Here is a 24339-nt window from a genome sequence, read left to right as displayed (position 1 = left end):
CCCTCCAGTTCATCAACCGGACGACGCTGGCACGAGCGCAATGGAAGCGTCAATGCGAAGCGCGGACTAGGCCGTGCCGCGCACCACCAGTCGTGCGCGGATGGTTTCGACCATCGAGCGCGCCCGCGGCTCGCTGACCCGTGCAGCCACCATGCGGCGGAGCGCCTGGACACGCTCACGCAGATCGACGCCGATCGTGGTGAGGTTATAGGCCTGCCAGGCAGCCTCGCGGATGTTATCGAATCCAACCACGGCGCATTGCTGCGGCACCGAGACGCCGAGGTCGTAGCGCAGCGCATCGATGGCGCCGAACGCGCTGGTGTCATTGGCTGCGAAGATGGCGTCGGGCTGGCCCTCGCGGCGCCAGTAGTTGATGACGGCGGCGCGAGTCGTGGCGTAGTCGAAATTGCCGTCGATGGCGGCTTCGAAGACGATGCTGTGCTCGGCCAATGCCTCTTCGAGTGCGTCGACCCGGTCAAGATCGGAAGCCGCCCCCTCCCCGCGCACGTACAGCAGCCGCTTGCGGCCGGTGCCGGCAAGCAGCCGGACGGCGTTGGCGATTCCCTCATGCTGCTCGACATGGAGGCGGTCGACCATGTGCTCGTCGTGGTCCGTGGGTGCATGGGCGCCATAGACCGGGTAGATGGCCGGGGAATTGCCGAAGGCACGGCGCAGCTGGTGTGGCTTGAGATCGTCCATGTAGGCGATGACGGCGGCAGGTCGATAGGCGCGGATATGGGCGAAATTGAATTGCAGCCGGCTTTTGTGCTCCATCCGGAACACCATCACGGCCAGCCCATCCTCCTGCAGCACAGCGGTTAGCGCGTCGATTTCCTGCGCTTCCCACGGATTGGCCAACGTGCTGACCACCACCGCCACGAGGTTTGAGCGGCGGGTGACCATGGCGCGGGCGGCCATATCCGGGTGATAGCCCAGGCTCGCCGCCACATCGAGAATGTGCTGCCGCTTGTCGGGCCTGACCGAAGCCTCAGGGTTGAAGGCTCGGGAAACCATGATCCGCGAGACCTTTGCGGCCTTCGCCACGTCGAGCGCGGTGGAACTCCCCGGGTGCTCGCGCGTGCGTTCGGTATCGGCGCTGTCGTCGCTCAATTGCTCCTCCGACCTGGCAGCGTGTTCAATCGATGCACATCCTTGCCTGCCTTCATATCGGCGTTGTGACAGTCCGCCAATCTCCACTTGACCTTTGGGTATGATCACGTGTTCATTCAATTGTTACATGGCTGATATGCAAACGTCACATGATTGTCGTGGGACGGTTTCAATCAGCTCGTATGCCTCGCGTTGCCTAAGCCTTCCGCGGCACCTGCCGCAAAAAAACAAAGTCTAGTCGTCACAAGAGGAGAAACACCCATGAAACGCCGCGAACTGCTTTTTGCAGGTGCTGCTGCCGCCGGCGCGACCTTGCTGCCGCGCATCGCCTTCGCCGAGGCCAATCGGATCGACGTCTACACGAGCTCGGATGCCAACATCACCGACTTCTGGGCCAATTCGATCATCCCCGGCTTCCAGAAGGCCAATCCCGGCCTGACCGTAAACTGGGTCGACGCTGGTGACAGCTCGGGCCTGCTGGCAATCGCCGAGCGCGCCATGGCCGCCATGCAGACCAAGAAGGACCCGCAGTCCGATTTCTATGAATCGTTCGACGCCCACCTTCCGATCGGCGGCATCGAAGCCGGTCTGTGGACCGATTTCACCAAGGCGAACCTGTCGAACTATTCGAAGGTGAACCCGCTCGCCATCCAGACCCCGTTCGGCCTGCCCTATCGCGGTTCGCAGGTGCTGCTGGCCTATGACACCACCAAGCTGCCGGCCGAAAAGGCGCCGAAGACCTGGGACGAACTCGTCACCTGGATCAAGGCCAATCCCGGCCAGTTCGTCTATAACCGTCCCGACAAGGGTGGTTCGGGTGGCAACTTCGTGCGCCGCGCTATCCACCAGGTGAACGGCAAGGATCCGTCCAAGTTCACCACCACGAACTTCACCGCCGAATTCGGCGAACAGACCCTGACCCCGGCCTGGGCCCTGCTCAACGAACTGGCTCCCTCGCTCTATGAGGGCGGCGCCTATACCTCGGGCAATACGCAGTCGATCCAGCTGCTGTCGCAGAGCGTGGTCACCATGGTTCCGGTCTGGTCCGACCAGATCCTCCAGGCCATCGACCAGGGCGTGCTGCCGGACACCACCGGTCTCGTCCAGCTCACCGACCTCGCCCTTTGCGGCGACTTCTCGCGTGCGACTATCCCGACCAACGCCGCCAACCACGACGCCGCGCTCAAGCTCGCCGACTACCTGCTCACCGAAGAAGTGCAGTCTGCGATCCTGACCGAACTCGGCGGCTTCCCGGGTGTTTCCTGGGATTACGTCTCGGAAGACCTGCGCAAGAAGTTCGCCGATATCGTTCCCAAGACCATCCCGACCTTCCCGGGCGGCGATTGGGAAAAGGCCATCAATGATGGCTGGTATCGCAACGTTGCTCCCAATATCGATCGCAACGCGTGACCATCGCCGTCGAAAGGGCGAAGGCGCCGTCCACAACTCGCAACGGGAGGGGGCTCTTGGGCCTCCTCCTCGTCGCTGCGCCCGTACTGCTGATGGTCTGGCTTATCATGTGGCCGATCATTTCAGCGATCATCGGCACGTTCTGGCTGCAAGACGCTGACGGAGGGCGGCGGTTCTCGCTGGAATCCTATGCATTCTTCTTTTCCGACAAATACAGCCTCGATAATCTCTACGTCACGCTCTGGACCACGGTGGTGACCGCGGCGCTGCTCCTCCTGATCTGCCTGCCCATCGCCATCTACCTGCGCTTCGCCAAGGGCGCGCTCCCTGCCTACGTGCAGGGCCTTGCCATTTTTCCGATGTTCGTGCCCTCGATCATCCTGGCCTACGCGTTCATCCGCACCATCGGCCCGAACGGCACTGTCGACATCATGCTCAATGCGGTCGGTCTCCCCAAGATCCGATCACCCTATCTCACCCCCTGGGGGCCCGTGATCGGCCTCGTCTGGGACCATATTCCGCTCACCGTGCTGATCCTGCTCTCGGGCCTGGGCGGCGTCTCCACGCAATCGGTGGACGCGGCGCGCGATGTCGGCGCCGGGCGCCTCTCGGTGTTCTGGTACATAATCCTGCCGCGCATCGGCAATTCCATCCTCGTGGCGCTTTCCTTCGCCGTGCTGGGCATCTTCTCGGCCTTCACCCTGCCCTATGTGCTGGGTCCGGCTGCGCCCGAAATGATGGGGCCGTTCATGCAGCGCACGTTCCGCGACGTCGGCGATCCACTGGCCGCGACGACGCAGGCCGTTATCGCCTTCTGCTTCTGCATTCTCTTCGGCATCTTTTACGTGCGCTCGGTCGCCAAGAATCGCGGGGGCGCCAACTGATGGCCAATCTTTCGCTTCCCTTCGTCCGCAGCCGTACCCGCATAGACTGGGCCGGCATTTTCATGGCCGTTGCCCTGACGCTGGTGATCGTGCTGCCGCTCGTGGTGGTGGGCACCTGGGCCTTCACCGAAGTGTGGCGCTATCCCTCGGTCATTCCGCAGAAGTTCGGTCTGCGCTTCTGGAACGCCACGCTCAGCCGCGCGGATGTGTGGGATTCGCTGTGGCTCAGCATCCGGCTGACCACGATGGTGACGCTGGTTTCGGCAATCATCTGCCTGCCGGCCGCCTATGCCTTTGCGCGCATGAAGTTCCCGTTCCGCAACGTGCTGTTCTTCTCGTTCCTGGCCGGGCACGCTTTCCCCAAGTTCGGCCTGCTCGTGGCGATTGCGGCGATCTTTCTGACGTTCGACCTCATCGGCACGTTCTGGGGCGTGGTGCTGATCCAGCTCGTGGGCACGCTGATGTTCATGATCTGGATTCCCGTTGCCGCCTTCCAGGGCGTCGACCGTCGCATGGAGGAGGCCGCACGCGACGTGGGCGCCTCCCCGGCGCGAGTCTTCTGGTCAATCACCTTGCCCCAGGCAGCGCCAACGATCTTTGCGGCGGTGCTGCTCTCGTTCGTGGGCACGTTCTACGAGACGGAAGGCGCCTGGCTGATCGGCGCCCCGGCCATTCGCACGATGCCCGTTCTGATGATCTCGTTCATCAACAACCAGATGGTCGTCCAGTACGGCGCCGTGCTTTCGGTGCTTCTCTGGGTGCCCTCTTTCATCGCCCTGCTCTTCGTGCGCCGCATCATCGGCCAGGGGGCTTTCGCTCGCGGGCTGGGTGCATGACAATGACATTTATGGATTGGAGCTGACCATGGCTCGCTTGGAAATCAACGACGTCACCAAGAAGTTCGGCACGACCACCGCCGTCGACACCTTTTCGCTCGATGTCGCCGATGGCGAACTCGTCTGCCTGCTCGGACCTTCGGGCTCGGGCAAGTCCACGGTCCTGCGCATGATCGGCGGCTTCGAGACGCCCACGGGTGGCTCGATCAAGATCGATGGCGATGAAGTAGCCCGCCTGCCTCCGGAAAAGCGCCCGACGACGATGGTGTTCCAGAGCCACGCACTCTGGAGCCATATGAACGTGGCCGGCAATATCGGCTTCGGCCTCAAGTTGCGTCGTCTGCCCAAGAAGGAAATCGCCGAGAAAGTCGAGCACGTGCTCGAACTGGTGGGCCTCGCCGGCTACGGCAAGCGCCAGCCCAACCAGCTGTCCGGCGGCCAGCAGCAGCGCGTGGCCCTCGCCCGCTCGCTGGTGCTCGAACCCAAGATCCTGCTGCTCGACGAACCCTTCGCCAGCCTCGACCAGCATCTGCGCGAACGCCTGCGCGAGGAAGTGCGCGACATCCAGCAGCGCCTCAAGATCACGACGCTCTTCGTCACGCACGGCCAGGACGAAGCCCTTGCTCTCGCCGACCGGATCGTCGTGATGCGTGACGGCCATATCGAGCAGATCGATCGACCGGACGTACTCTACCGCGAGCCGCAGACCCCGTTCGTGGCCGGCTTCATCGGCACGATGAACTTCGTCGAAGGCCAGGTGAAGAACGGCATGTTCACTGGCGGCGGCATCACCGTCGGCGCACCGGTTGCCGAAGGCGACGCAACGCTTGCCGTGCGCCCGGAAGCGCTTTCGCTGATCGGGGCGGCTTCGCCCGACACTTCGAGCGTCCATCGTGCGGTCGATTTCGGCACGCATGCCATGGTCGATCTGGACCTCCCCAACGGCACGCGCGCCAAAGCCATGGTTTCGCCGGATCACGCCTGGAAGGGCGCGGATCGGGTGCAACTCAAGCCCGAGCGCTTCGCCCTCTTCCGCGACGACGCCGTGCTCTACCGTTCCCAGCAATCCTCGCTTCAGCCCGCTCGACATGCCCAGTGATATTTTCTGCCTGCGCGATGGCCATCGCACCTTCTACAAATGGCATCGCGGCCGCCGGACGCTGACCGATCCCGTCTTCACCGGCCAGCGCATCCTCGAGGGCATGCGGCTGGGCGCCAGCGTCGAAGTGGACCTCGTCCGCCATGGCAGCAATGGCTTTGCGGTCCTCCACGACGAGACGCTCGATCGCGAGACGACGGGGCATGGGCCGGTCGGCGAGGCATCGGCCGACGTCATCCGGCAATTGCGCCTGCGCGACAATGACGGCAACCCCACAACACATCCGGTGATGATCCTCGAGGACCTCGCTGAACTGCTCGCCAAGGGCGGGCTGCACCCGGACGCGCTGCTGCAGCTCGATTTCAAGCAGTCGCTGCGCGACCTGACGGCCGAGAATCTCGCCAGCTTCACCGCGGCCGTTGCGCCGGTACAAGAGCACATGATCCTCTCCTCAGGTGACGCCGAGGCGGTTGCCGCGCTCTCGAAGGCGCTGCCGCGACTGCATGTCGGCTACGACCCCTGCCACGACGGCAAGCTCGAAGAGTTGATGGAAAGCAAGGACTTCGCCGATTTCGTTGAATCGGCCTTGGAGGACTCACCGCGGGCGGAGATGATCTATCTCCACTACAAGCTCGTGTTGTTCGCCGACGATAACGGATTCGACGTGGTGAAAGCCTTCCACGACGGCGGGCGCAGGATAGATGCCTATACGATCCAGTCGGCGGGGGATGAGACGGCAGACATCGTGGAGCGACTGCTCGATCTCAAGGTGGATCAGATCACGACGGACGACCCGATGGGGCTGGGGCGGTTGATTACCAGGATCGATGTGGAGGAAGCGGAGATTTAGGGCTCGGCTTCGTTTCGGGGCGCGGGTAGGCGCCCCTCTAGTTGCAGCAATTCTCAATTCCTACCGCCATCTCGCCCCACCCCGATCTTCCCCGGCCGAAGAGCCGGGGCCCATGGATGTCTCCACTCGGGGGACGGGTGCAATAGGCCCCGGGTCTTCGCCCGGGGAAGTAAGTGGCGGGGCGGGATTGGGCACAAACGGCTTCGGCGTGCGTCAGCCTAAGACCCCACTCAATGGTAAATCGCACCGCCCCCGACAAAAGCCGGGGAAGATGCATTGGAATGTGGGTAGCCTAGTACCGGAAGCCTTCCACCAGCCACGGGTGGATCGCCGCGCCACCTGCGAGGATCGCACCGCTTTCGGGGATCGGGGCACCGTTAAACCCGGTAACCACCCCGCCCGCTTCCCGCACGATCAGCACGGATGCGCCGTAGTCGAGCGGCGAGAGGCCGTCTTCGAAGAAGCCGTCGAGGCGGCCGCAGGCGACATAGGCCAGGGACATGGCGGCCGAGCCCAGGCGGCGGACGCCGGAGGTGGTGTCCATCAAGCGGCGCAGGGCGTGGTGATAGGTTTCGACCGGAACCGATTTGACCTGGCCGGGCACGGGAAGGCCTGCCCCGACCACGGCGTTGATCGGATCGGCGTTGCTGGTGGCGCGGATAGCGCGACCGTTGAGGTAAGCGCCCTGCCCCTGCTCCGCCGAGAACAGCTCGTCCTGCATGCAGTCGTAGACCACGCCCTTGTCGATCACGCCGCCGATTTCTCGCGAGATGACGATGCCGAAATGCGGGATGCCCCAGGCGAAATTGGTGGTGCCATCGATCGGATCGATGAGGAAGCGCGGCGCGCCGGCAGGCTGCTCGGTATTGCCAACTTGCTCCTCGCCCCAGATGCCGTGATCGGGGAAGGCTTTCCTGAGTTCGCCGACGATGAAAGTCTCGACGGCAACGTCAGCTTCGGTCTGAAAATCGCGAGGCTTCTTGTGCACCATTTCGCCGGCCGAATAGCGGCGCAACGAGTTGCGGGCGATGTCGCCGGCGGCCATGGCGATGCGCGCCATCTCGGCAAGTTGGGATGAAGCTTCGGGGCCGAGGCGATCGGTGGTCATGGCTGTGTCCGTGAACGTTTTCTTGAGGGCGGGAAAGAACCAGATCGATGTGACAGCCGCATGTCCCTACGGCCGACTCGACGGTAGGCCTTCGAGCCTGAATCGCAAGCGTTTTAGGCGGTTTCGTGCAACTTACCGCGACGGCGCAGCCATGTTGCCACAACCAGGCATAAAGCTGCCCAAGCCGCACCCGCCGCCCACCCGGCGAGCACATCCGTCGGGTAGTGGACGCCGAGGTAAAGGCGGCTGATTCCAACGATCAGGGTGAGCAGAACGGCCACCGAAATGAAGTAGACTTTGAGCCGCCGCTGCGGCTGCAATTCCGAGAGCAGAGCGCCCAGCGTTAGAAACGTAACGGCCGAAAGCATGGAATGGCCGGAGGGGAAACTGGCGGTGAAGACGCGCGCTACTTCGGTCAACTCGGGTCGCGGCCGGTCATAGCTCATCTTGAGGATGGTTGAGATCGCGGTGCCACCGAGAACGGAGACGAGGACAAAGAGCGCCCTGCCACGCTTGTTTGAGAGCAGGAGGAACAGCACTACCCCGGCGACCAGCAGGCCGAGCACAGCGAATGAGCCGAGCGCCGTGAGGTCGCGCGCCATTTCCTGCACCCAGGCGGGGCCGATCGGCTCACTGGGATGTCCGGGGACGCGGAAGGCCATAAGGACGCTGTTATCGAAGGTCGTGGTCTCGCCCTCGCCGACCTCACTGGCGATACGCAGGAAGAGCGCGACCAGCGCCGCTACGCTGCCCAGACCGAGCATCATCCAGCGCTCGACCGGATCGAGGTTCTTCCACCAACCCACGCGAAACTCCTGCTACCAACTCGTCGCGATGTACTTGATCTCGCAGAATTCCATGATGCCGTGGTGCCCGCCCTCGCGGCCTAGCCCGCTCTGCTTGACACCACCAAACGGCGCTGCCGGATCGGAAACTAGGCCGCGATTGAGACCGACCATGCCGGCCTCGATGCGCTCGGAAACCTGCAAGCCCTTCTTCAGGTCTTCCGTGTAAACATATGCAATGAGTCCATATTCTGTCCGATTGGCCAGTGCGACGGCTTCATCCACAGTTTCGAAGATCGTGATCGGCGCAACCGGCCCGAAAATCTCGTCACTGAGCAGTTTCGCGCCATCGCGGACGCCTGAGATCACTGTCGGTGAATAGTAGAAGCCGGACGAAAGATCGGCCTCGCCGCCGGTGAGAATTTTCGCGCCTTCTGAGGCGGCTTCGCGCACCCAGGAATCGATCCGCTCGACCGCTGCGCGGTTGATCATGGGTCCCACCTGCGACGCAGCATCATAACCCGGCCCCATGGCCAGCGCACGCATGCGCTCGGCCAGCCCGCGCGAAAACGCTTCGGCAATGCCTTTCTGCACAAGGAAGCGATTGGCGGCGGTGCAGGCTTCGCCTCCATTACGCATCTTGGCGACCATGGCGCCATCGAGCGCCTTTTCGAGATCGGCATCGTCGAAAACGACGAATGGCGCATTACCACCCAGTTCCATCGAGCAGGAAATGACGCTGTCTGCCGCTTCCTTGAGCAATGTGCGACCAACCTGCGTCGAGCCGGTGAAGGAGAGTTTTCGCACGCGCGGATCGTGCAGCATCGCGCTCACCAGCGGGCCGGAACGCGAGGTGGTGAGGACATTGACGACACCGGGCGGCACACCCGCCTCTTCCATCAGCGCCGCCATCGCATAGGCAGTGAGCGGAGTCTCGGTCGCCGGCTTAAGAATGCAGGTGCAGCCGGCGGCCAGCGCCGGCGCGAGCTTGCGGGTAGCCATGGCCGCGGGGAAATTCCACGGCGTCACCAGCACCGAAACGCCAATCGGCTGGTGCTCGACGAGAATGCGATAGGCGCCACCAGGAGCCACGCTGACTTCGCCGACGAGCCGTACGGCTTCTTCGGAGAACCAGCGGAAGAACTCGGCGGCATAGGCAACCTCGCCGCGCGCATCGGGCATGGCCTTGCCATTTTCGAGGCTGATGAGCTGCGCGAACGTTTCGGCGCGCTCGGTCATGAGCGTGAAGCAGCGGCGCAGGATTTCGGCGCGCTGCCGCGGCGCTACGGCAGCCCATTTCGGGCCTGCCTCATGAGCGGCGGCAACGGCTGCCATGCCGTCGCCGATGGTCGCGTTGGCGACGGAGGTGATGACCTTGCCAGTCGATGGATCAAGGACGTCGATACGGCCACCCTCGCTGCCATCGCGCCATTTGCCGCCAATGAGGAGGTCGGTGCGTATGGCTGCGGCGAGACCGCTGTCGGAAAGTGCGCCGGGCAGATCGAGCATGGTCAGGCCTCCAGCGCGATCTGGCGGCGCAGGCCAAGACGGTCGCCGGAGAAAGCAGTGCCGACGATGGTGGTCATCGCCTCGAGATCGAGCAGGCGCGGGTTGTTCTTGACCAGCCGCGTTGCGCCCAGGGACTGCTCGGCGACCCAACCCAGCTTGTCCTCGCGTAGCCCCAGAAGACGCAGGCTCTTGGGGATGCCGATGACGCCGAAGAGGCGCGCGATCGCGTCGATAGCGGCGTATGCGCGCTCGACCTGTCCGCCTTCCGTGGGCGGCAGGCCGAGGGCATCGGCGACACGCGCCATTTCCGGCGTGGCGGCGGGGAGATTGTATTCCATCGCATAGGGCAAGAGGCACGCAACGCCCGCCCCGTGAGTCGTGTGTGTCGAGGCGCCGACAGGATATTGGATGGCATGGGCGGCCGAGCACCCCGCAACGCCGAAGGCCATGCCGGCGGCCAGTGCACCGAACATCACGCCATCGCGGGCTTCGTGGTCGGTGGCATCCTTGACGGCGCGCTCGAGGCTCTGGCCGAGATGGGCGATGGCGAGAAGCGCGTAGCTGTCGCTGATGGCATTCTTGCCGAGGAAGACATGCTCCTGCGTGATGCCCGGCACGGGATCGCGCCGGATAGCGGTATAGGCCTCGATGGCGTGGACCATCGCATCGGCACCAGCGACGGCCGCGAGGCCGGAGGGTGCCGAATAGGTGAGTTCGGGGTCGCAGATGGCGACATGCGGGATGAGATGAGGGCTGGCGATGCCGACCTTGAGAGTGCGTTCGGTATCGGCCACCACGGCCACCGGCGTCGCCTCCGATCCGGTTCCGGCCGTAGTGGGAATGGCGATGATGGGCAGCACCGGCCCGGGCACCTTGAACTCGCCGTAGTAATCGCGGATCGAGCCGCCATGGGCGAGCATGAGCGAGGCGGCCTTGGCGATATCGAGGCAACTGCCGCCGCCCAGGCCGATCACCATGTCCGGACCGAAGGCACGGCCGGCCTCAACGCAGCGGTCGATGGAGGAAAGCGGCACTTCCGGGAGGGTGCGATCGAAAACGACGCTCTCGATGCCGGCGACTGCCAGGGAGTCGACCAGCTCGGCCAACTCGCGGCTCCCGCCAAGGCGTTCATCCGTGCAGATCAGCGCGCGATTGCCCAGGTCGCGGGCATAACCGGCTACAGCGGCGCGCTGTCCTCGACCGAAAACCACATGACGCGGCGCCCGGGCCGCAGCAAACAGGCTCATGGCTTTCCCTCCTCGCTTAGCTTGAGCACAGCGTTCCAGACTGCATCGGCGATTGGCAAGCCCGTTTCGAGCCTTTCCGCCCGCTGCGCCAGTGCGCGTTCATTGGGAATGAGCACGCGTTCGTAGCCCGCCTCGGGCGGGGTCTGGCGGATCAGGTCGAGATAGCGCGAAAGCGCCTCCCCCTGTCCGCTATTGCCCTCGATAACGATGAAGAGGTCGCCCTTGTTGCAGAAGGCCGTGTCGTCCAGCGTGCCGCGCACATCGCGCCCGAGAGCAGCGCCGGCGAGCGAGGACACCATGAGCTCGAAGGCGAGGCCGAGCGCATAGCCCTTGGCGCCGCCAAAGGGCGCGATGGCGCCATGCTTGGCCTTTTCCGGATCGGTAGTGGGCTCGCCCTCCGCATCGAGCGCCCAGCCCTCGGGTATCGGCTGGCCGCGATGGGCGCGGTCATGGATCTCGCCCATGGAGACAAGGCTGGTCGCCAGATCGATGACGAAGGGGCCATTGCTCGTGGGCACACCGATGGCGATCGGGTTGGTGCCAAGGAGCGCCGTGCGGCCGCCATAAGGATGCACCAGCGCCTCGCTGGTGGTGAGCGCGATAGCCACCTGCCCTTGGGTGGCAATGGTCTCGACGTAATAGGACAGCATGCCGATGTGATTGCTGCCGACAATCGCAGCGGCCGCGACACCGAGGCGGCGTGCGCGCTCGGATATGGCGTCGAGCGCAGCGCGGGCGACGACGGGGCCGAGTCCATTCTGGCCATCGACGTGAAGGAGGCCGTCGCCGCGCCAATCGTGCCGGCCCCTGGTGCGCGGGTCGATGGCGCCGTTGCCGATGCGGCGGATAAGGCGTTCGAGCCGTAGCAGACCGTGCGAAGGAACGCCGCGCAACTCGGCCTCGATGAGGAGATCGGCCTGGAGGGCAGCATTGTCTGGGTCCGCGCCGGCTTTCAGCAAGGCCTCTTCAGCCTTGGCACGCGCCTCGGATACCGGAACCAGCGTCATATGCGATCACTCCAACCTCTTGCGAGCGAACGCGGATCGGCGGGAGGAGTCAACTGGGGTTATGAGGGGGACGAACGGCGGCCCCTCTGAGCGGCGTCAGAAATCTCCGCCGGTGTCGAAGCCGCCGAACATGTCGTCGTCGTTGCCGCCATCGTCCTGGCCGGCATCGAGATTCTGGTCCTGCTGATCCTGGCCCGGATCGAATTCTTCGGCCTGCGCCGGGGTGGACGAGAAGAGTCCACCGATCATGTTGCCGAGGAGCACGCCGCCGGCAACGCCAAGCGCCGTCTGGGCCGCACCTGCGAGAAACCCGCCGCCACCGCCACCCAAACCGCCCTGCTGCTGGCGACGGTCGGTGTAATCGTCCTGGCTGCGATCCCATGGGTTACGGCGCTGCGGCTGGAGATGGCCGCCAAGCTGGCGCTGCAAGTCCTCGATGCGACGCTCGGCCGCTTCGAGCGCCTGTTCCTGGACCACAATGGTCTGGGCCATGTAGTAGGCCGAGTTCGGGGCTCGAGCAATTTCCTGGCGGATCAGGGCCTCGGCCTCCGGATCGCGGTGTGCGCCTTCGCGCTCCACGCGGGCGAGCCTGTCGAAAAGGCCCTCGATGGCGTTGCGGTCTTCCCTGCTCAACATCGTGCGATCCTCCTTGAGAACTCCCCTCACATGGGGACCAATAGGCCAGGCAACAATACCCGCCGCGACCGAATGTTCCGGTCATGGCAGCAGACGCCGGTCACAAAATCGGACTAATTTGGCGCTTAGGGGAAGCTCGCTTCCGCGCTACAAGCGCGGGGCGCGACCAATCGGGGGCATTGCATTGACGAGGACTTTAGCCCTTCTGGCACTCATTCCGGTATTCGCCGCGGCCCCTGCCCTGGCCCAGCCGGCGGCCACAGGCCAAAGCTGCGCCCGGATCGACGACGAGGCCAAGCGCCTGCTCTGCTACGATCTGGTGTTCCGCACCGGCGTGCCGGGCGTCGATCCTTCCGCACCACCACCGGCCAAGGTGGTAACGCTCGATGAGCAGCTCGTCGAAGGCTGGCCGCTCACCACCGCCCCCTCGCCCACCGGCAAGGGCGTCTTCATGACGCTGACCAATATCTCGCCCGAACCGATGACCGACAGCGACCAGTCAGCCAAGCTGACGATCAGTTGCGCGGGCGCCAATACCAGCATCAGCTTCTGGTTTCCCGGCCGCTACATGAGCAGCGAAGGGCGCGTGCTGGAAGCCAGCTATGACGGCAGCAAGGCCGAGAAATACGATGTGGGCGGCTATGACAGCCAGATGAGCCTCTCGGGGAACAAATCCATCCCCGTGATCAAGCAGCTCATGGCGGCCAACAAGGTCAAGGTCTCGGCAACGCCGAGCTCCGGACCCAAATTCTCGGCCGAGTTCGACCTGGCGGGGCTGACCAAGGCGATCACGCCCATCCGCGAGGCCTGCGGCTGGTAGTGGGGAATTAGTGCGGACGAATGTCCGTGTATTCCTTGGTCTTCGGACGCCCGACGAACGTGACCCAGAAGAAATTCAGCACATAGGTCGCGCCGGTGCGGACAACGCCTTCCTTTTCGAGGCGGCGGCCGGACGTGAGCATCGGCAGACGGAAGGTCCACTTGACCGGACCGACCTTGCTCATGCGCACGGCAACGTCGGTATCCTCGCCGTAGAAGGCGATGGAGGTGTCGAAACCACCGGCCTGCAGCCAGGCCGCGCGCTTGAGCACGAAATTGCCGCCCTGGATCATGGCGCCGACGCGGAAGAGCTTGGCGATGAGATAGACGAAATACGACACGTAGTAGAAGAGCCGGACAAGGAAGCGGTTCCAGGCCGACAGATCGTAGTAGATATAGGGTCCGCTCAGCGCCACGAGCTTGGGATTGCGCTCGAATTCGGTGAGAACGGTGGTGATCCAGCCCTCGGGGACCATGGTGTCGGAGTCGATATTGGCGACAAGCTCGGCGGTCGTCGCCTCAAAGCCCGCATGGCGGGCGTGGACAAGGCCCTTCTTGGTCTCATCGACCACCGTCACGCCTTCATAGCTCTGCGCGATTTCCTTGGTGCGATCGGTCGAGGCATTGTTGACGACGACGATTTCGACATCGGCGCCCGAGCGCTTGACTTCCTTGAGCACGGATTCCACGCACTGGCCGATCAGGGCCTGCTCGTTATAGGCGGGGATCACAAAAGCCAGCTTCGCCAAAACAACCTCCAGCCGCGTCCAAAAGCCGTGCGGCGCCGCTTCCAATGACACATGCCCGGGCTCGGAAGCAAACATGTCGTTGGGATCGCCTTCATTTCTCGTTCATATTTGTGGTGAAAACGGTCCGGAACAGGTGATAATCGCGCTCAAAGGAGCCCGACATGGCTGACGACACCAAGCTTACCCGCACCAAGCAGCTCTGGGCCCAATCCGGCAAGTTCCTCACCGGCCATACCAGTCGCCCCGAAACCGAGCGCCTGCCGCCCGGCCAGCACCTCGTCAACAACTGGCCGGTGCTCGACCTCGGCCAGACGCCGAACGTGCCGCGCGAACGCTGGCGGCTCGACGTGGGCGGCGTAGTCGACAACCCCTTCTCCTGGGACTGGGCAACGTTCGCGGCGCAGCCGCAGGTGGAGAAGACCACCGACATCCACTGCGTCACAACCTGGTCGCGCTACGACAACCTTTGGGAAGGCATCTCGACCCACCACCTCATCGAAATGGCGCAGCCGCGCCCCGAAGCGACTTTCGTGCTCTTCACGAGCAATGATGGCTACACGACCAATATGGCGCTGTCCGATTTTGCCAGCCCGGACGCCATGCTGGTCCATTCCTGGCAGGGCGAACCGCTCACGCTCGAGCATGGCGGCCCGGTACGGGTGGTCGTACCGCATCTTTATTTCTGGAAGAGCGCCAAGTGGATCCGGCGCATCGACTTTGCATCAGAGGATCAGTTGGGCTTCTGGGAAGTGCGTGGCTATCACAACCACGCCGATCCCTGGCTTGAAGAACGCTATTCCTGAGCTATTCGAGCGGCTTGAGTTCCTGCAGCATGGTGGGAATGAGTTCGCTGACCGTTGGGTGGATATGCATGGCCCGCTTGAGGACGGTGTAGGGCACCTTGCCGGCCATGGCATCGAGAATGACGTGAACGATCTCGTCGCCCTCGGTGCAGAGGAAGGCGGCGCCCAGAAAGAGTTCGCTCTCGGCATCGACGAAGACCTTCATGAAGCCCTGCGTCTCGCCCTTCTCCTTGGCGCGGCCGACGCGCGTCATGGGCATGAGGCCGACCAGCGCCTTGCGCCCGCTCTTGCGAATATCGGCCTCGCTCATCCCGACGCGGCCAAGCGGCGGGTCGATGAAGAGAGCGTAGGTATCGATACGATCGCTGACCCGGCGCGGGTCGTTGTCGAGGAGATTGGCGGCGACGATCTCGAAGTCGTTGTAGGAGGTATGGGTGAAGGCGCCATGCCCGGTAACGTCGCCCATCGCCCAGATACCCTCGACATTGGTACGGAGCTGGTCATCGACCTTGATATAGCCGCGCTCGGTGACGACGACATCTGTCACCCCCAGGTTCAACGCCTCGACATTGGGCGTCCGCCCGATGGCCAGCAATAGATGCGAGCCTTCTGCGGTCATGCTGACGCCGCCGACATTGGCGTTGAGCTTGACGCCACCACCATCCATCGGCGCTACCGAGATGTCGCGAGAATTGAGATGGATGGCGATCCCCTCGCCTTCCAGGATTTCGCGGATGGTGTCGGAAACGTCAGGGTCTTCGCGCGAGATCAGCCGCTCGCCGTGCTCGACCACTGTGACGCGCGAGCCGAAGCGACGGAACATCTGAGCGAATTCGAGCCCGATATAACTGCCGCCCACGATGATGAGGTGATCCGGTAGCACATCAAGGTCCATGATGGATTCATTGGTGAGGTAGGAAACCTCTGCCAGCCCGGACCAATCCGGCACGACCGGGCTGCCGCCCGTATTGAGGAAAATCCTCGGTGCAGAGAACACGCGGCCACCGACCTCGATCTCCCTGGGGCCTGTAAAGCGCGCCGTGCCCCAGATGAGTTCCAGGTTCTCCGTCCCCTCGATCCATTTGACGAGGCCAGTCGAGGAAGCCTCGACAATCCTATCCTTGCGCGCCTTGACCACCTTCATGTCGACGCGCACCTCGCCAGCGAGTTCGACGCCGTATTCGGCGGCGCGGCGGGCCATGTGCGCGACCCGGGCGCTGGCAACCATGGTCTTGGTCGGCATGCAGCCGTTATTGACGCAGGTGCCGCCCATATGGCTGCGCTCGATGATGACGGTTTTCATTCCCGCCTGAGCCAGGCGAACCGCGAGGAAGGGCCCTGCCTGACCGCCTCCGATTACGATTGCATCGACGTTCTCGGCCATGGACGGATCTCCCTCCGGATTTCGCCGGCGAGCCTATCAGGCCTTTTCGGCTCACCCAAGCAGGCAGCCCCGGCGCGCGGGAGCATCGTCCAACCAGAAATGAAAGACCCCGATCACCATCTCTGATGATCGGGGTCTTGGAGAAACGTGCCCGCCGCACTGTTGAGGGCTTGGGGGACAGCGGCGTTCGCGCCTCTCTCGCTCACCGGTGCATGGGTCGCTTGCAGGGTCCAGTGAACTGCCTACCTAGATGGGGGGCGTTTGCGGCGGAAAAAGTCCCCTTCACTCAAAGGTGAACCCGCCGTTAACACCCCCTCCGCAGTTGCCCAATTGCGATGAAGCTGTCATGCCTTTGAGCTAGAGCGTTGCCTCAAAAGGTTCCGCGAAGAGAGCGAACAATGCCCACGATCAGTCCCGACCCGATGCCCCTGCAGGGCTTCACCGACCCGCAGGCCGCCTGGGCCTATATCGATGAAATCTATACGCGAAACACGGGCTTCATCCGCCAGCACCTGGATGCCCTGGCGCGCGGCGTCGTCCCGGCCGGCAAGGTGCGGGCCTATTACCCCTCCGTGCAGGTGACCTCGACCAGCTACGGCAAGACCGATTCCACGCTGCCCTATGGCTACCTGCATACGCCCGGCGTCTATCGCACCACGATCACGGCCCCGGACCTCTTCAAGCAGTATCTCATCGAACAGTTCACGGTGATCCTCAAGAATCATGGCGGAACCATCGACGTGGGCGAATCGGCCACCCCGATTCCGCTGCATTTCGCCGTGAAGCCGACAGAGCGCGTCGATGGCGAGGCGCTCAACGCGCTTGGCATTCCGCTGCGCGACATCTTCGATGCGCCCGACCTGGCCCACGCTGACGACGAGATCGCCAACGGTACCTTCGTGCCGCCGCAGGGCGGCCCCTACCCGCTTTCAGCCTTCACGGCGCCGCGCATCGACTATTCGCTGCACCGCCTGACGCACTATACCGGCACCGACGCCGAGCATTTCCAGAACTTCATCATCTTCACGAACTACCAGTTCTATATCGATGAGTTCTGCCGCATCGCCCGCGATCACATGTCGAGCGGGCACGACTATTACGACGCGTTCGTCGAGCCCGGGAACGCAGTAACGCGCAACGTGCGCCATGGCGGCGGCACGGAAGGCGCGCCGACCACCCGTGTGCCGCAGATGCCCGCCTACCACCTCGTGGCCGAGCGCGGCCGCGGCATCACGATGGTCAATATCGGCGTGGGCCCCTCGAACGCCAAGACCATCACCGACCACATAGCCGTGCTGCGCCCGCATGCCTGGATCATGCTCGGCCACTGCGCCGGCCTGCGCAATTCGCAGGAACTAGGCGACTACGTGCTCGCCCATGCCTATGTGCGCGAAGACCACGTGCTCGACGCCGACCTGCCGCTGACCGTGCCGGTGCCGGCGCTGGCCGAAATCCAGGTCTCGCTGGAACAGGCGGTGGCCGAGATCACCAAGCTCGAAGGGCTCGAAACCAAGCGCATCATGCGCACGGGCACCGTCGCGAGCTTCGACAACCGCAACTGGGAACTCCTGGACCAGCGCGAAATCGTCAAGCGTCTCAGCCAGTCGCGCGCCGTCGCGCTGGATATGGAAAGCGCAACCATCGCTGCCAACGGCTTCCGGTTCAGGGTGCCCTACGGCACGCTGCTCTGCGTATCCGACAAGCCGCTGCATGGCGAGCTGAAGCTGCCGGGGATGGCTTCCGATTTCTACCGCACACAGGTCAGCCAGCACCTGCTGATCGGGCTGCGCGCCATGGAAATCCTCCGCGACCAGCCGCCGGAGCGGTTGCATTCGCGCAAGCTGCGGAGCTTTGCGGAGACGGCGTTCCAGTAGGGGCGGCTGCATCGGGTGGGTTCCCCCAACGCACTTTCTCCACCGCCGCGCTTTTCCGGGCCACCGCGCTTTCCCAACCACCGCACTTCCCCGGCCGCAGAGCCGGGGCCCACGGATACCTCCACTCGGGCGGAGCGGTGCAATAGGCCCCGGATCAAGTCGGGGAAGTGCAGTGGTGGGCGTGTTTCGTGGCGAAGGCCACGAGCCGATCGGCCCAAATAGAAAAAGGGGGCCGCAGCCCCCTCTTCATTCCATCCAAGTGAACCCTACAACTCCGCCGAGATCGCTTCCGTCGCAGCAATCGACGCCATGTTGACGATCCCGCGGCTCGTCACCGACGGCGCCAGGATATGCGCCGGGGCGCGGGTGCCCATCAGGATCGGGCCGACTGCAAGTGCGTTGTTCATTTCCTTGAGCAAGGTCATGGAAAGATTCGCAGAATCCAGGTTCGGGAAGATCAGGAGATTGGCTTCGCCCTTGAGCGCAGTTTCCGGAATGTAGCGCTCGCGCAGCGACTCATTGAGCGCCAGATCACCCTGCATTTCGCCTTCAGCGATAAGGTCAGGCGCGATGGCACGCAGCTTCTGGTAGGCGTCGCGCATCTTGAAGGCGCTGTCGCCGTCGCGCGAGCCGAAGTTGGAATAGCTCAACAGCGCGACCTTTGCCTCGATGTTGAAGCGACGCAGGTGATCGCGGGCCTGGAGGGCGATGGCCACGATCTCGTCGGTCGTCGGGTCCTGGTTGACATAGGTGTCGGCCAGGAAGAACGCGCCGCGCGGCATGATGAGCATCGAGAGCGCAGAGACGTCCTTGACCCCATCTTGAAGCCCGATGATCGAGCGGATATCGCGCACGTGCTTGATATAGCGCCCCTGCAACCCGCAGAGCAGCGCATCCGCCTCCCCGCGCTTGACCGCTAGCGCACCGATGACGGTGGTGTTGGTGCGAACGATGGTGCGCGCCGTGTCCGGCGTCACGCCGTTGCGGCCGACGAGCGAGTGGAACAGCGCCACGTAGTCGCGATAGCGCGGATCGTCCTCGGGGTTGATGACTTCGAGGTCGCGCGAGAGATCGAGCGACAGGCCGAAGCGTGCAATGCGCGCCTCGATGACGCTCGGACGGCCGATGAGGATCGGACGGGCGATCTGCTCTTCGAGCAGCACCTGGGCGGCGCGTAGCACGCGCTCGTCTTCACCGTCGGCAAAGGCGATGCGCTTGTTCTGGCCATGAGCGCGATCGATGATCGGCTTCATCACGAGACCGGAGCGGAAGACGAAGCGATTGAGGCTGTCGTGATAGGCGACGAAATCCTCGATCGGCCGCTTGGCGACACCCGATTCCATGGCGGCGCGGGCCACGGCGGGCGCGATGCGCAGGATCAGTCGCTGATCGAATGGATTGGGGATGATGTGGTCCGGCCCGTAGATGGCCGGCGTGCCCGAGGGCGAGCTTTCAAGGCCCGGCTCATGGGCCAGCTTGGCGATGGCGCGAACGGCCGCCAGCTTCATCTCTTCGTTGATCGCGGTGGCGCCCACGTCGAGCGCACCACGGAAGATGAAGGGGAAGCAGAGGACGTTGTTGACCTGGTTCGGGTAGTCCGAGCGCCCGGTGCAGACCATGGCGTCTGGCCGTGTTTCCTTGGCCAGTTCCGGCATGATCTCGGGATTGGGATTGGCCAGCGCCATGACCAGCGGCTTGGGCCCCATGCGCGAAAGCATCGCGGGCGTCAGCGCGCCGGCGGCAGAGAGGCCAAGGAAGATGTCGGCGCCATCGATCACTTCGGCGAGCGTGGTGGCATCGGTCTTCTGCGCGAACTTGCTGCGCCACTTGTCGAGCACGTCTGTGCGCTTGTCGGTGACGAGGCCATCCTTGTCGCCGACCCAGATATTCTCGACCTTGGCGCCAAGCGCCAGCAGCAGGTTGAGGCAGGCAATAGCGGCAGCACCGGCGCCGGACGTGCAGATCTTGACGTCCTCGATCTTCTTGCCGGCAAGTTCGAGGCCATTGAGAACCGCGGCGCCGACGATGATGGCGGTGCCATGCTGGTCGTCATGGAAGACCGGAATCTTCATGCGCGCGCGTAGCGCTTCCTCGATCTCGAAGCAGTCGGGAGCCTTGATGTCCTCAAGGTTGATGCCGCCGAAGGTCGGCTCCAGCGGAGCAACGACTTCGATGAATTTCTTGGGATTGAGCTCGTCGATCTCGATGTCGAAGACGTCGATGCCGGCAAACTTCTTGAAGAGGACGGCCTTGCCCTCCATCACCGGCTTGGAAGCCAACGCGCCGATGGCTCCGAGGCCGAGCACGGCGGTGCCGTTGGAGATCACGGCCACGAGGTTGCCGCGCGAGGTATAGCGGGTCACCGCATCAGGATCGGCGGCGATTTCTTCGCAGGGAGCAGCCACGCCGGGGGAGTAGGCCAGCGCGAGATCTCGCTGGTTGCCAAGCGGCTTGGTCGGCTGGATTTCGAGCTTGCCGGGCTTTGGAAATTCGTGGAAGTGCAAAGCCGCTTCACGTAGCGCTTTTTTCTGCTCGGTCATGTCGGAAGACATGCTGGCCCCCCTGCTATTCTGGTGGGGCTGTCCTGCCATTAAACGGCGACAAATGAAAGGCTGAAATCCGCCTTAGGCGGCAGCCGTGCGAAGCTTTCCGTCGGCCTGCGCCTTGCCCTTGGACGGCACGTTGAGCCCACGCGCCAATTCGCGGAACTGGGCGACGCGCAAAGCGGGCGCGAAGAGGAAGCCCTGGGCCATCAGCACGCCGTGATTGCGCAGGTAGATCGCCTGCTCCTGCGTCTCCACGCCCTCGGCCACGACCTCGGTGCCCAGGTCGCGCGCCATGGCAATGAGGCCGTCGAGAACCGGCACGGTCGTCGTCTCGGCATCGACCATGTCGACGAAAACGCGATCGATCTTGATGACGTCGACGCCCAGCGTCTGCATGTAGGCGAGGTTGGAATGACCGGTGCCCACATCGTCCATCGCCAGCTTGCAGCCGAGGGCATGGAGGCCAGCGATGACGCTGTTGGCCGCCGCGGAATTGCCGATCGGACGGCGCTCGGTGATTTCGAAGCAGAGCTGGCGGAAGCCGATCGGCGAATCCCCGAAGATCGCTTGCACATCTTCCACGATCGTCGAATCCCGGAAATGCCCCTCGAAGAGGTTGATCGAGATCTTAAGGTCGGGAATTTCGCGGGCAAGGTCGGACATATCCGCCCTCACCTGCTGCATGAGGCTGAGCGTCATAGGTACGGCGAGGCCCGTAACCTCGGCATAATCGATGAATGAGCCCGGCGGCACGATCTGGCCGGACCTCTTCTCCCAGCGGCAGAGCACTTCGCAACCGGCGATCTTGCCGGTCGAGAGGTTCACGATGGGCTGGTAATAGGGCTTGATCTCGCCGGCCTGGATGGCGCGCTCAAGGTCAAAGGCAGGCAATTGCGAGCGGCGGACATATTGCAGCATGAGCAGCAGGAACGCCCCGCTCATCGCCGCGGCGATGACGGTAAAGCTGATGTCGAGATCCGAATACGTCGCACGCACCAAGGCGAAAGGCACGGCAGCATCGATCCTCACCGGCAGCTCGCCGGCAAAAGCCTGCGCGCTGATGAAATCGGCATCGTTCGTGCGGCGCTCGTATGCGGTCGGATCGCCGGCGGTTGAAACCAGCGTGCCGTTGGTCAGTGAAATCTGCGCCATGCTGCCGGTCACGAGGTCGCCCGCAATGCCCTCAGGGGCATAAGGCAGGACCGGCACGAAGGCCGATACGCGACGGGTGCTGCTGTAGTTCTGCGTGATCTTGAGGGCCGGCACGGCAAGGCCGGCGAGACGAACGACGGCGATGGTCTCGGAGCGACCGGGCATGCCCAGATCGTCCGAGAGGCGAACATATTTCACATCGCGGCCAAAGGCGTCGCAGAACTGGGCGCCGTCGGCATTCTCGACCAGGACCTGCCGCAGATAGAGATTGGACTCCATCTGCTTGAGGATGTTGCCGACAAAGGTCGGCGTGCACAGCGAAGGGCTGTCATTGACGATCTGGCGCAGGCCCTCGATGCCGGCATTGGCCGTGGCCTGGATCTTCTCGGTGATGTGCTCGACGCCCGATTGCAGCGCCGCCTGCTCGCGGACGCGCACGTAATTGTCCAAGAGATAGTCGACACCCAGGACCGGCACGAAGGCGATCAGGGCGGCAAGCAGCACGACAATATGGGAATACCAGGATTTCAAGTCGCGCGAGTTCCGAGGACATAACCGGCTACTAGCGCTAGCAATTCCCGCTTAAAGCGGCGTTAAACGAAAAGAGGCGCCCGAAGGCGCCTCTTGAACGATTCCGGCCGACTGGCAGCCGGCTATTCCTTGACGTTGAGACGCAGGTGCAGCTCGCGCAACTGCTTGGGCGAAGCCACCGAAGGAGCGCCCATCAGCAGGTCTTCGGCCTGCTGGTTCATCGGGAACAGCGTGATCTCGCGCAGGTTCTCTGCGCCGCAGATGAGCATGACGATACGATCGATGCCGAACGCGGCGCCACCATGCGGCGGGGCGCCGTACTGGAACGCGCGGTAGAGACCGCCGAAGCGCTCTTCCACGTCCTCGCGCGACAGGCCCACCTTCTCGAAGGCCGCGACCATGGTCTCGGGCTCCTGGTTACGGATCGAGCCGGAGGCGATTTCGAAGCCGTTGCAGACGGCGTCGTACTGGTAGGCCTTGATCTTGAGCGGGTCTTCGTTCTGCAGCGCATCAAGGCCGCCTTGCGGCATCGAGAACGGATTGTGCGCGAAGTCGAGCTTCTTCTCTTCCTCGCTCCACTCGTAGAACGGGAAATCGACGATCCAGCAGAGCTCGAAGCGTTCGGTATCGACGAGGCCGAGCTCGGTGCCGGCACGCGTGCGGGCTTCACCGGCAAACTTGTAGAACTTGACCGGGTCGCCGGCCACGAAGAAGGCGGCGTCGCCATCGCCCAGGCCGAGCTGGGTGCGGATGGCTTCGGTGCGCTCGGGGCCGATATTCTTGGCAATCGGGCCGGCGCCCTCGAGGACGTCGCCTTCCTTGCGCCAGAAGATATAGCCGAGACCCGGCTGCCCCTGCCCCTGCGCCCAGGCATTCATGCGGTCGCAGAATGCGCGCGAGCCACCGGTGCGGGCCGGAATCGCCCAGACTTCGGTCTTGGGGTCCGAAGCGATGAGGTTGGCGAAGACCTTGAAGCCCGAGCCGGCAAAGTGCTCGGTGACGGCCTGCATCTCGATCGGGTTGCGCAGGTCCGGCTTGTCCGAGCCGTATTTGCGAATCGCGGTGTCATAGGGAATGCGCGGCCATTCCTTGGTGACAGGACGGCCCTCGGCGAATTCCTCGAAGATGCTGGTGATGACCGGCGTCATCGTGTTCCAGACGTCTTCCTGGGTCACGAAGCTCATTTCGAGGTCGAGCTGATAGAACTCGCCCGGCAGGCGGTCGGCGCGCGGGTCTTCGTCGCGGAAGCACGGCGCGATCTGGAAGTAGCGATCGAAGCCAGCCACCATCAGGAGCTGCTTATACTGCTGCGGCGCCTGCGGCAGGGCGAAGAACTTGCCCGGATGGATGCGGCTCGGCACCAGGAAGTCGCGCGCACCCTCGGGCGACGATGCGGTCAGGATCGGCGTCGAGTATTCGGCAAAGCCGGCATCGTTCATCTCGCGACGCATCGCGGCGATGATCTTGGTGCGCTTGACGATGTTGGAATGCAGCGTTTCGCGGCGCAGATCGATGAAGCGATAGCGCAGGCGCACGTCTTCCGGATAGTCGGGCTCGCCGAACACGGGCAGCGGCAGTTCCTTGGCCGCGCCCAGCACTTCGATCTCACGGATGAAGATTTCCACCGAGCCGGTCGGCAGGTTCGGATTGACGGTTTCGGGCGTACGGAGTTTTACTTCTCCGTCGATACGAACAACCCATTCGGCGCGCAGCGTTTCGGCCACGGCGAAAGCAGGAGAATCCGGATCGATGACGCACTGGGTCAGGCCATAATGGTCACGAAGGTCGATAAACAGCAGCCCGCCATGATCGCGGATACGATTGACCCAGCCGGCAAGGCGGACAGTCTGCCCTACCTCCTGGACGGTGAGTGCTGCGCATGTGTGCGAACGATAGCGGTGCATCTTTGATAACTCTTGCGGGAAAACCGGCGGAATCTGCGCCGGGAAAAGCGCATGCGTGGGCCACTTTGTCAAGGCAAGCGGCCCTTTCCATTTACC

20 protein-coding genes are annotated in these 24339 nt (G+C 63.6%); 8 read left to right on the top strand and 12 right to left on the bottom strand.

All coding sequences use genetic code 11. The features are described 5' to 3' along the window. Positions 1–66: 66 nt before the first annotated feature. Positions 67–1110, bottom strand: coding sequence for a LacI family DNA-binding transcriptional regulator (locus JNE37_RS17775; protein WP_035034957.1), 1044 nt, complete (start codon positions 1108–1110; stop codon positions 67–69). Positions 1111–1371: 261 nt separating this feature from the next. Between JNE37_RS17775 and JNE37_RS17770 the strand changes: the two genes are divergently transcribed. From JNE37_RS17770 to JNE37_RS17750, 5 genes are all read left to right on the top strand, one after another. Then, a complete protein-coding gene (locus tag JNE37_RS17770) occupies positions 1372–2520 on the top strand; it encodes an extracellular solute-binding protein (protein ID WP_035034954.1) in 1149 nt (382 codons plus the stop codon). Between the two features lie 92 nt (positions 2521–2612). After that, the gene (locus JNE37_RS17765) at positions 2613–3404 is read left to right on the top strand and encodes an ABC transporter permease (RefSeq protein WP_203066424.1); all 792 of its coding nucleotides are present in this window, start codon (positions 2613–2615) and stop codon (positions 3402–3404) included. Then, positions 3404–4240, top strand: a complete 837-nt coding sequence (locus JNE37_RS17760) for an ABC transporter permease (protein WP_203064053.1) — start codon at positions 3404–3406, stop codon at positions 4238–4240. The genes JNE37_RS17765 and JNE37_RS17760 overlap by 1 nt, the downstream gene beginning before the upstream one ends. Before the next feature lie 28 nt (positions 4241–4268). After that, positions 4269–5339, top strand: coding sequence for an ABC transporter ATP-binding protein (locus JNE37_RS17755; RefSeq protein WP_035034948.1), 1071 nt, complete (start codon positions 4269–4271; stop codon positions 5337–5339). After that, the gene (locus JNE37_RS17750) at positions 5329–6189 is read left to right on the top strand and encodes a glycerophosphodiester phosphodiesterase (RefSeq protein WP_203064051.1); all 861 of its coding nucleotides are present in this window, start codon (positions 5329–5331) and stop codon (positions 6187–6189) included. The genes JNE37_RS17755 and JNE37_RS17750 overlap by 11 nt, the downstream gene beginning before the upstream one ends. 292 nt (positions 6190–6481) lie before the next feature. On the opposite strand, the gene JNE37_RS17745 is transcribed toward JNE37_RS17750, so the two are convergent. The 6 genes from JNE37_RS17745 to JNE37_RS17720 all read right to left on the bottom strand — a co-directional run bounded on the left by JNE37_RS17745 (position 6482) and on the right by JNE37_RS17720 (position 12481). After that, a complete protein-coding gene (locus JNE37_RS17745) occupies positions 6482–7297 on the bottom strand; it encodes an inositol monophosphatase family protein (RefSeq protein WP_203064050.1) in 816 nt (271 codons plus the stop codon). 113 nt (positions 7298–7410) lie between these two features. After that, positions 7411–8103 carry a phosphatase PAP2 family protein gene (locus tag JNE37_RS17740; RefSeq protein WP_246513353.1) on the bottom strand — a complete coding sequence of 231 codons (693 nt, stop codon included), beginning with the start codon at positions 8101–8103 and terminating at the stop codon, positions 7411–7413. A gap of 12 nt (positions 8104–8115) precedes the next feature. Next, entirely contained in the window at positions 8116–9591 is a 1476-nt protein-coding gene (locus JNE37_RS17735) for an NAD-dependent succinate-semialdehyde dehydrogenase (protein ID WP_203064049.1), read from the bottom strand. 2 nt (positions 9592–9593) lie between these two features. Continuing rightward, positions 9594–10838, bottom strand: a complete 1245-nt coding sequence (locus tag JNE37_RS17730; RefSeq protein ID WP_203064048.1) for an iron-containing alcohol dehydrogenase — start codon at positions 10836–10838, stop codon at positions 9594–9596. Then, positions 10835–11845, bottom strand: a complete 1011-nt coding sequence (locus JNE37_RS17725) for an Ldh family oxidoreductase (protein ID WP_203064047.1) — start codon at positions 11843–11845, stop codon at positions 10835–10837. Before JNE37_RS17725 ends, JNE37_RS17730 begins: the two co-directional genes overlap by 4 nt. Before the next feature lie 96 nt (positions 11846–11941). Continuing rightward, entirely contained in the window at positions 11942–12481 is a 540-nt protein-coding gene (locus JNE37_RS17720) for a DUF2076 domain-containing protein (protein ID WP_246513351.1), read from the bottom strand. A 184-nt stretch (positions 12482–12665) separates the two neighbouring features. On the opposite strand from JNE37_RS17720, the gene JNE37_RS17715 reads away from it, so the two are divergent. Continuing rightward, on the top strand, positions 12666–13301 hold the full coding sequence (locus JNE37_RS17715; RefSeq protein WP_035034927.1) for a type VI secretion system-associated protein TagO: 636 nt from the start codon (positions 12666–12668) through the stop codon (positions 13299–13301). A 7-nt stretch (positions 13302–13308) separates the two neighbouring features. Here JNE37_RS17715 and JNE37_RS17710 read toward each other — a convergent pair whose 3' ends face one another. After that, a complete protein-coding gene (locus JNE37_RS17710; protein WP_035088749.1) occupies positions 13309–14049 on the bottom strand; it encodes a glycosyltransferase family 2 protein in 741 nt (246 codons plus the stop codon). 161 nt (positions 14050–14210) lie between these two features. On the opposite strand from JNE37_RS17710, the gene JNE37_RS17705 reads away from it, so the two are divergent. Then, positions 14211–14852, top strand: a complete 642-nt coding sequence (locus JNE37_RS17705) for a sulfite oxidase-like oxidoreductase (protein WP_035034921.1) — start codon at positions 14211–14213, stop codon at positions 14850–14852. 1 nt (position 14853) lies between these two features. On the opposite strand, the gene JNE37_RS17700 is transcribed toward JNE37_RS17705, so the two are convergent. Beyond that, the gene (locus tag JNE37_RS17700; RefSeq protein WP_203064046.1) at positions 14854–16236 is read right to left on the bottom strand and encodes an FAD-containing oxidoreductase; all 1383 of its coding nucleotides are present in this window, start codon (positions 16234–16236) and stop codon (positions 14854–14856) included. A 398-nt stretch (positions 16237–16634) separates the two neighbouring features. Here JNE37_RS17700 and JNE37_RS17695 point away from each other — a divergent pair, with 398 nt between their 5' ends. Further along, positions 16635–18110 (top strand): AMP nucleosidase, encoded by a 1476-nt coding sequence (locus tag JNE37_RS17695; RefSeq protein ID WP_203064045.1) that lies wholly within the window; start codon positions 16635–16637, stop codon positions 18108–18110. A gap of 266 nt (positions 18111–18376) precedes the next feature. On the opposite strand, the gene JNE37_RS17690 is transcribed toward JNE37_RS17695, so the two are convergent. The 3 genes from JNE37_RS17690 to aspS form a co-directional block, all read right to left on the bottom strand. After that, positions 18377–20662, bottom strand: a complete 2286-nt coding sequence (locus JNE37_RS17690; protein WP_281394917.1) for an NADP-dependent malic enzyme — start codon at positions 20660–20662, stop codon at positions 18377–18379. A gap of 72 nt (positions 20663–20734) precedes the next feature. Further along, positions 20735–22339, bottom strand: coding sequence for an EAL domain-containing protein (locus JNE37_RS17685; RefSeq protein WP_203064044.1), 1605 nt, complete (start codon positions 22337–22339; stop codon positions 20735–20737). A gap of 122 nt (positions 22340–22461) precedes the next feature. Beyond that, on the bottom strand, positions 22462–24243 hold the full coding sequence (gene aspS / locus JNE37_RS17680; RefSeq protein ID WP_035034912.1) for an aspartate--tRNA ligase: 1782 nt from the start codon (positions 24241–24243) through the stop codon (positions 22462–22464). Positions 24244–24339 lie beyond the last annotated feature (96 nt).

The organism is Paradevosia shaoguanensis (assembly GCF_016801025.1).
In the GTDB taxonomy this organism is placed as follows: Bacteria; Pseudomonadota; Alphaproteobacteria; order Rhizobiales; family Devosiaceae; genus Paradevosia; species Paradevosia shaoguanensis.
This window is presented reverse-complemented; position numbering and strand designations above follow the sequence as displayed.

What these genes read in the sequence shown, in the direction of transcription:
- JNE37_RS17770 (WP_035034954.1), top strand. Translation starts at nt 1,372, where the DNA reads ATGAAACGCCGCGAACTGCTTTTTGCAGGTGCTGCTGCCGCCGGCGCG.
- JNE37_RS17765 (WP_203066424.1), top strand. Translation starts at nt 2,613, where the DNA reads ATGGTCTGGCTTATCATGTGGCCGATCATTTCAGCGATCATCGGCACG.
- JNE37_RS17760 (WP_203064053.1), top strand. Translation starts at nt 3,404, where the DNA reads ATGGCCAATCTTTCGCTTCCCTTCGTCCGCAGCCGTACCCGCATAGAC.
- JNE37_RS17755 (WP_035034948.1), top strand. Translation starts at nt 4,269, where the DNA reads ATGGCTCGCTTGGAAATCAACGACGTCACCAAGAAGTTCGGCACGACC.
- JNE37_RS17750 (WP_203064051.1), top strand. Translation starts at nt 5,329, where the DNA reads ATGCCCAGTGATATTTTCTGCCTGCGCGATGGCCATCGCACCTTCTAC.
- JNE37_RS17745 (WP_203064050.1), bottom strand. Translation starts at nt 7,297, where the DNA reads ATGACCACCGATCGCCTCGGCCCCGAAGCTTCATCCCAACTTGCCGAG.
- JNE37_RS17735 (WP_203064049.1), bottom strand. Translation starts at nt 9,591, where the DNA reads ATGCTCGATCTGCCCGGCGCACTTTCCGACAGCGGTCTCGCCGCAGCC.
- JNE37_RS17730 (WP_203064048.1), bottom strand. Translation starts at nt 10,838, where the DNA reads ATGAGCCTGTTTGCTGCGGCCCGGGCGCCGCGTCATGTGGTTTTCGGT.
- JNE37_RS17725 (WP_203064047.1), bottom strand. Translation starts at nt 11,845, where the DNA reads ATGACGCTGGTTCCGGTATCCGAGGCGCGTGCCAAGGCTGAAGAGGCC.
- JNE37_RS17720 (WP_246513351.1), bottom strand. Translation starts at nt 12,481, where the DNA reads ATGTTGAGCAGGGAAGACCGCAACGCCATCGAGGGCCTTTTCGACAGG.
- JNE37_RS17705 (WP_035034921.1), top strand. Translation starts at nt 14,211, where the DNA reads ATGGCTGACGACACCAAGCTTACCCGCACCAAGCAGCTCTGGGCCCAA.
- JNE37_RS17700 (WP_203064046.1), bottom strand. Translation starts at nt 16,236, where the DNA reads ATGGCCGAGAACGTCGATGCAATCGTAATCGGAGGCGGTCAGGCAGGG.
- JNE37_RS17695 (WP_203064045.1), top strand. Translation starts at nt 16,635, where the DNA reads ATGCCCACGATCAGTCCCGACCCGATGCCCCTGCAGGGCTTCACCGAC.
- JNE37_RS17690 (WP_281394917.1), bottom strand. Translation starts at nt 20,662, where the DNA reads ATGTCTTCCGACATGACCGAGCAGAAAAAAGCGCTACGTGAAGCGGCT.
- aspS (WP_035034912.1), bottom strand. Translation starts at nt 24,243, where the DNA reads ATGCACCGCTATCGTTCGCACACATGCGCAGCACTCACCGTCCAGGAG.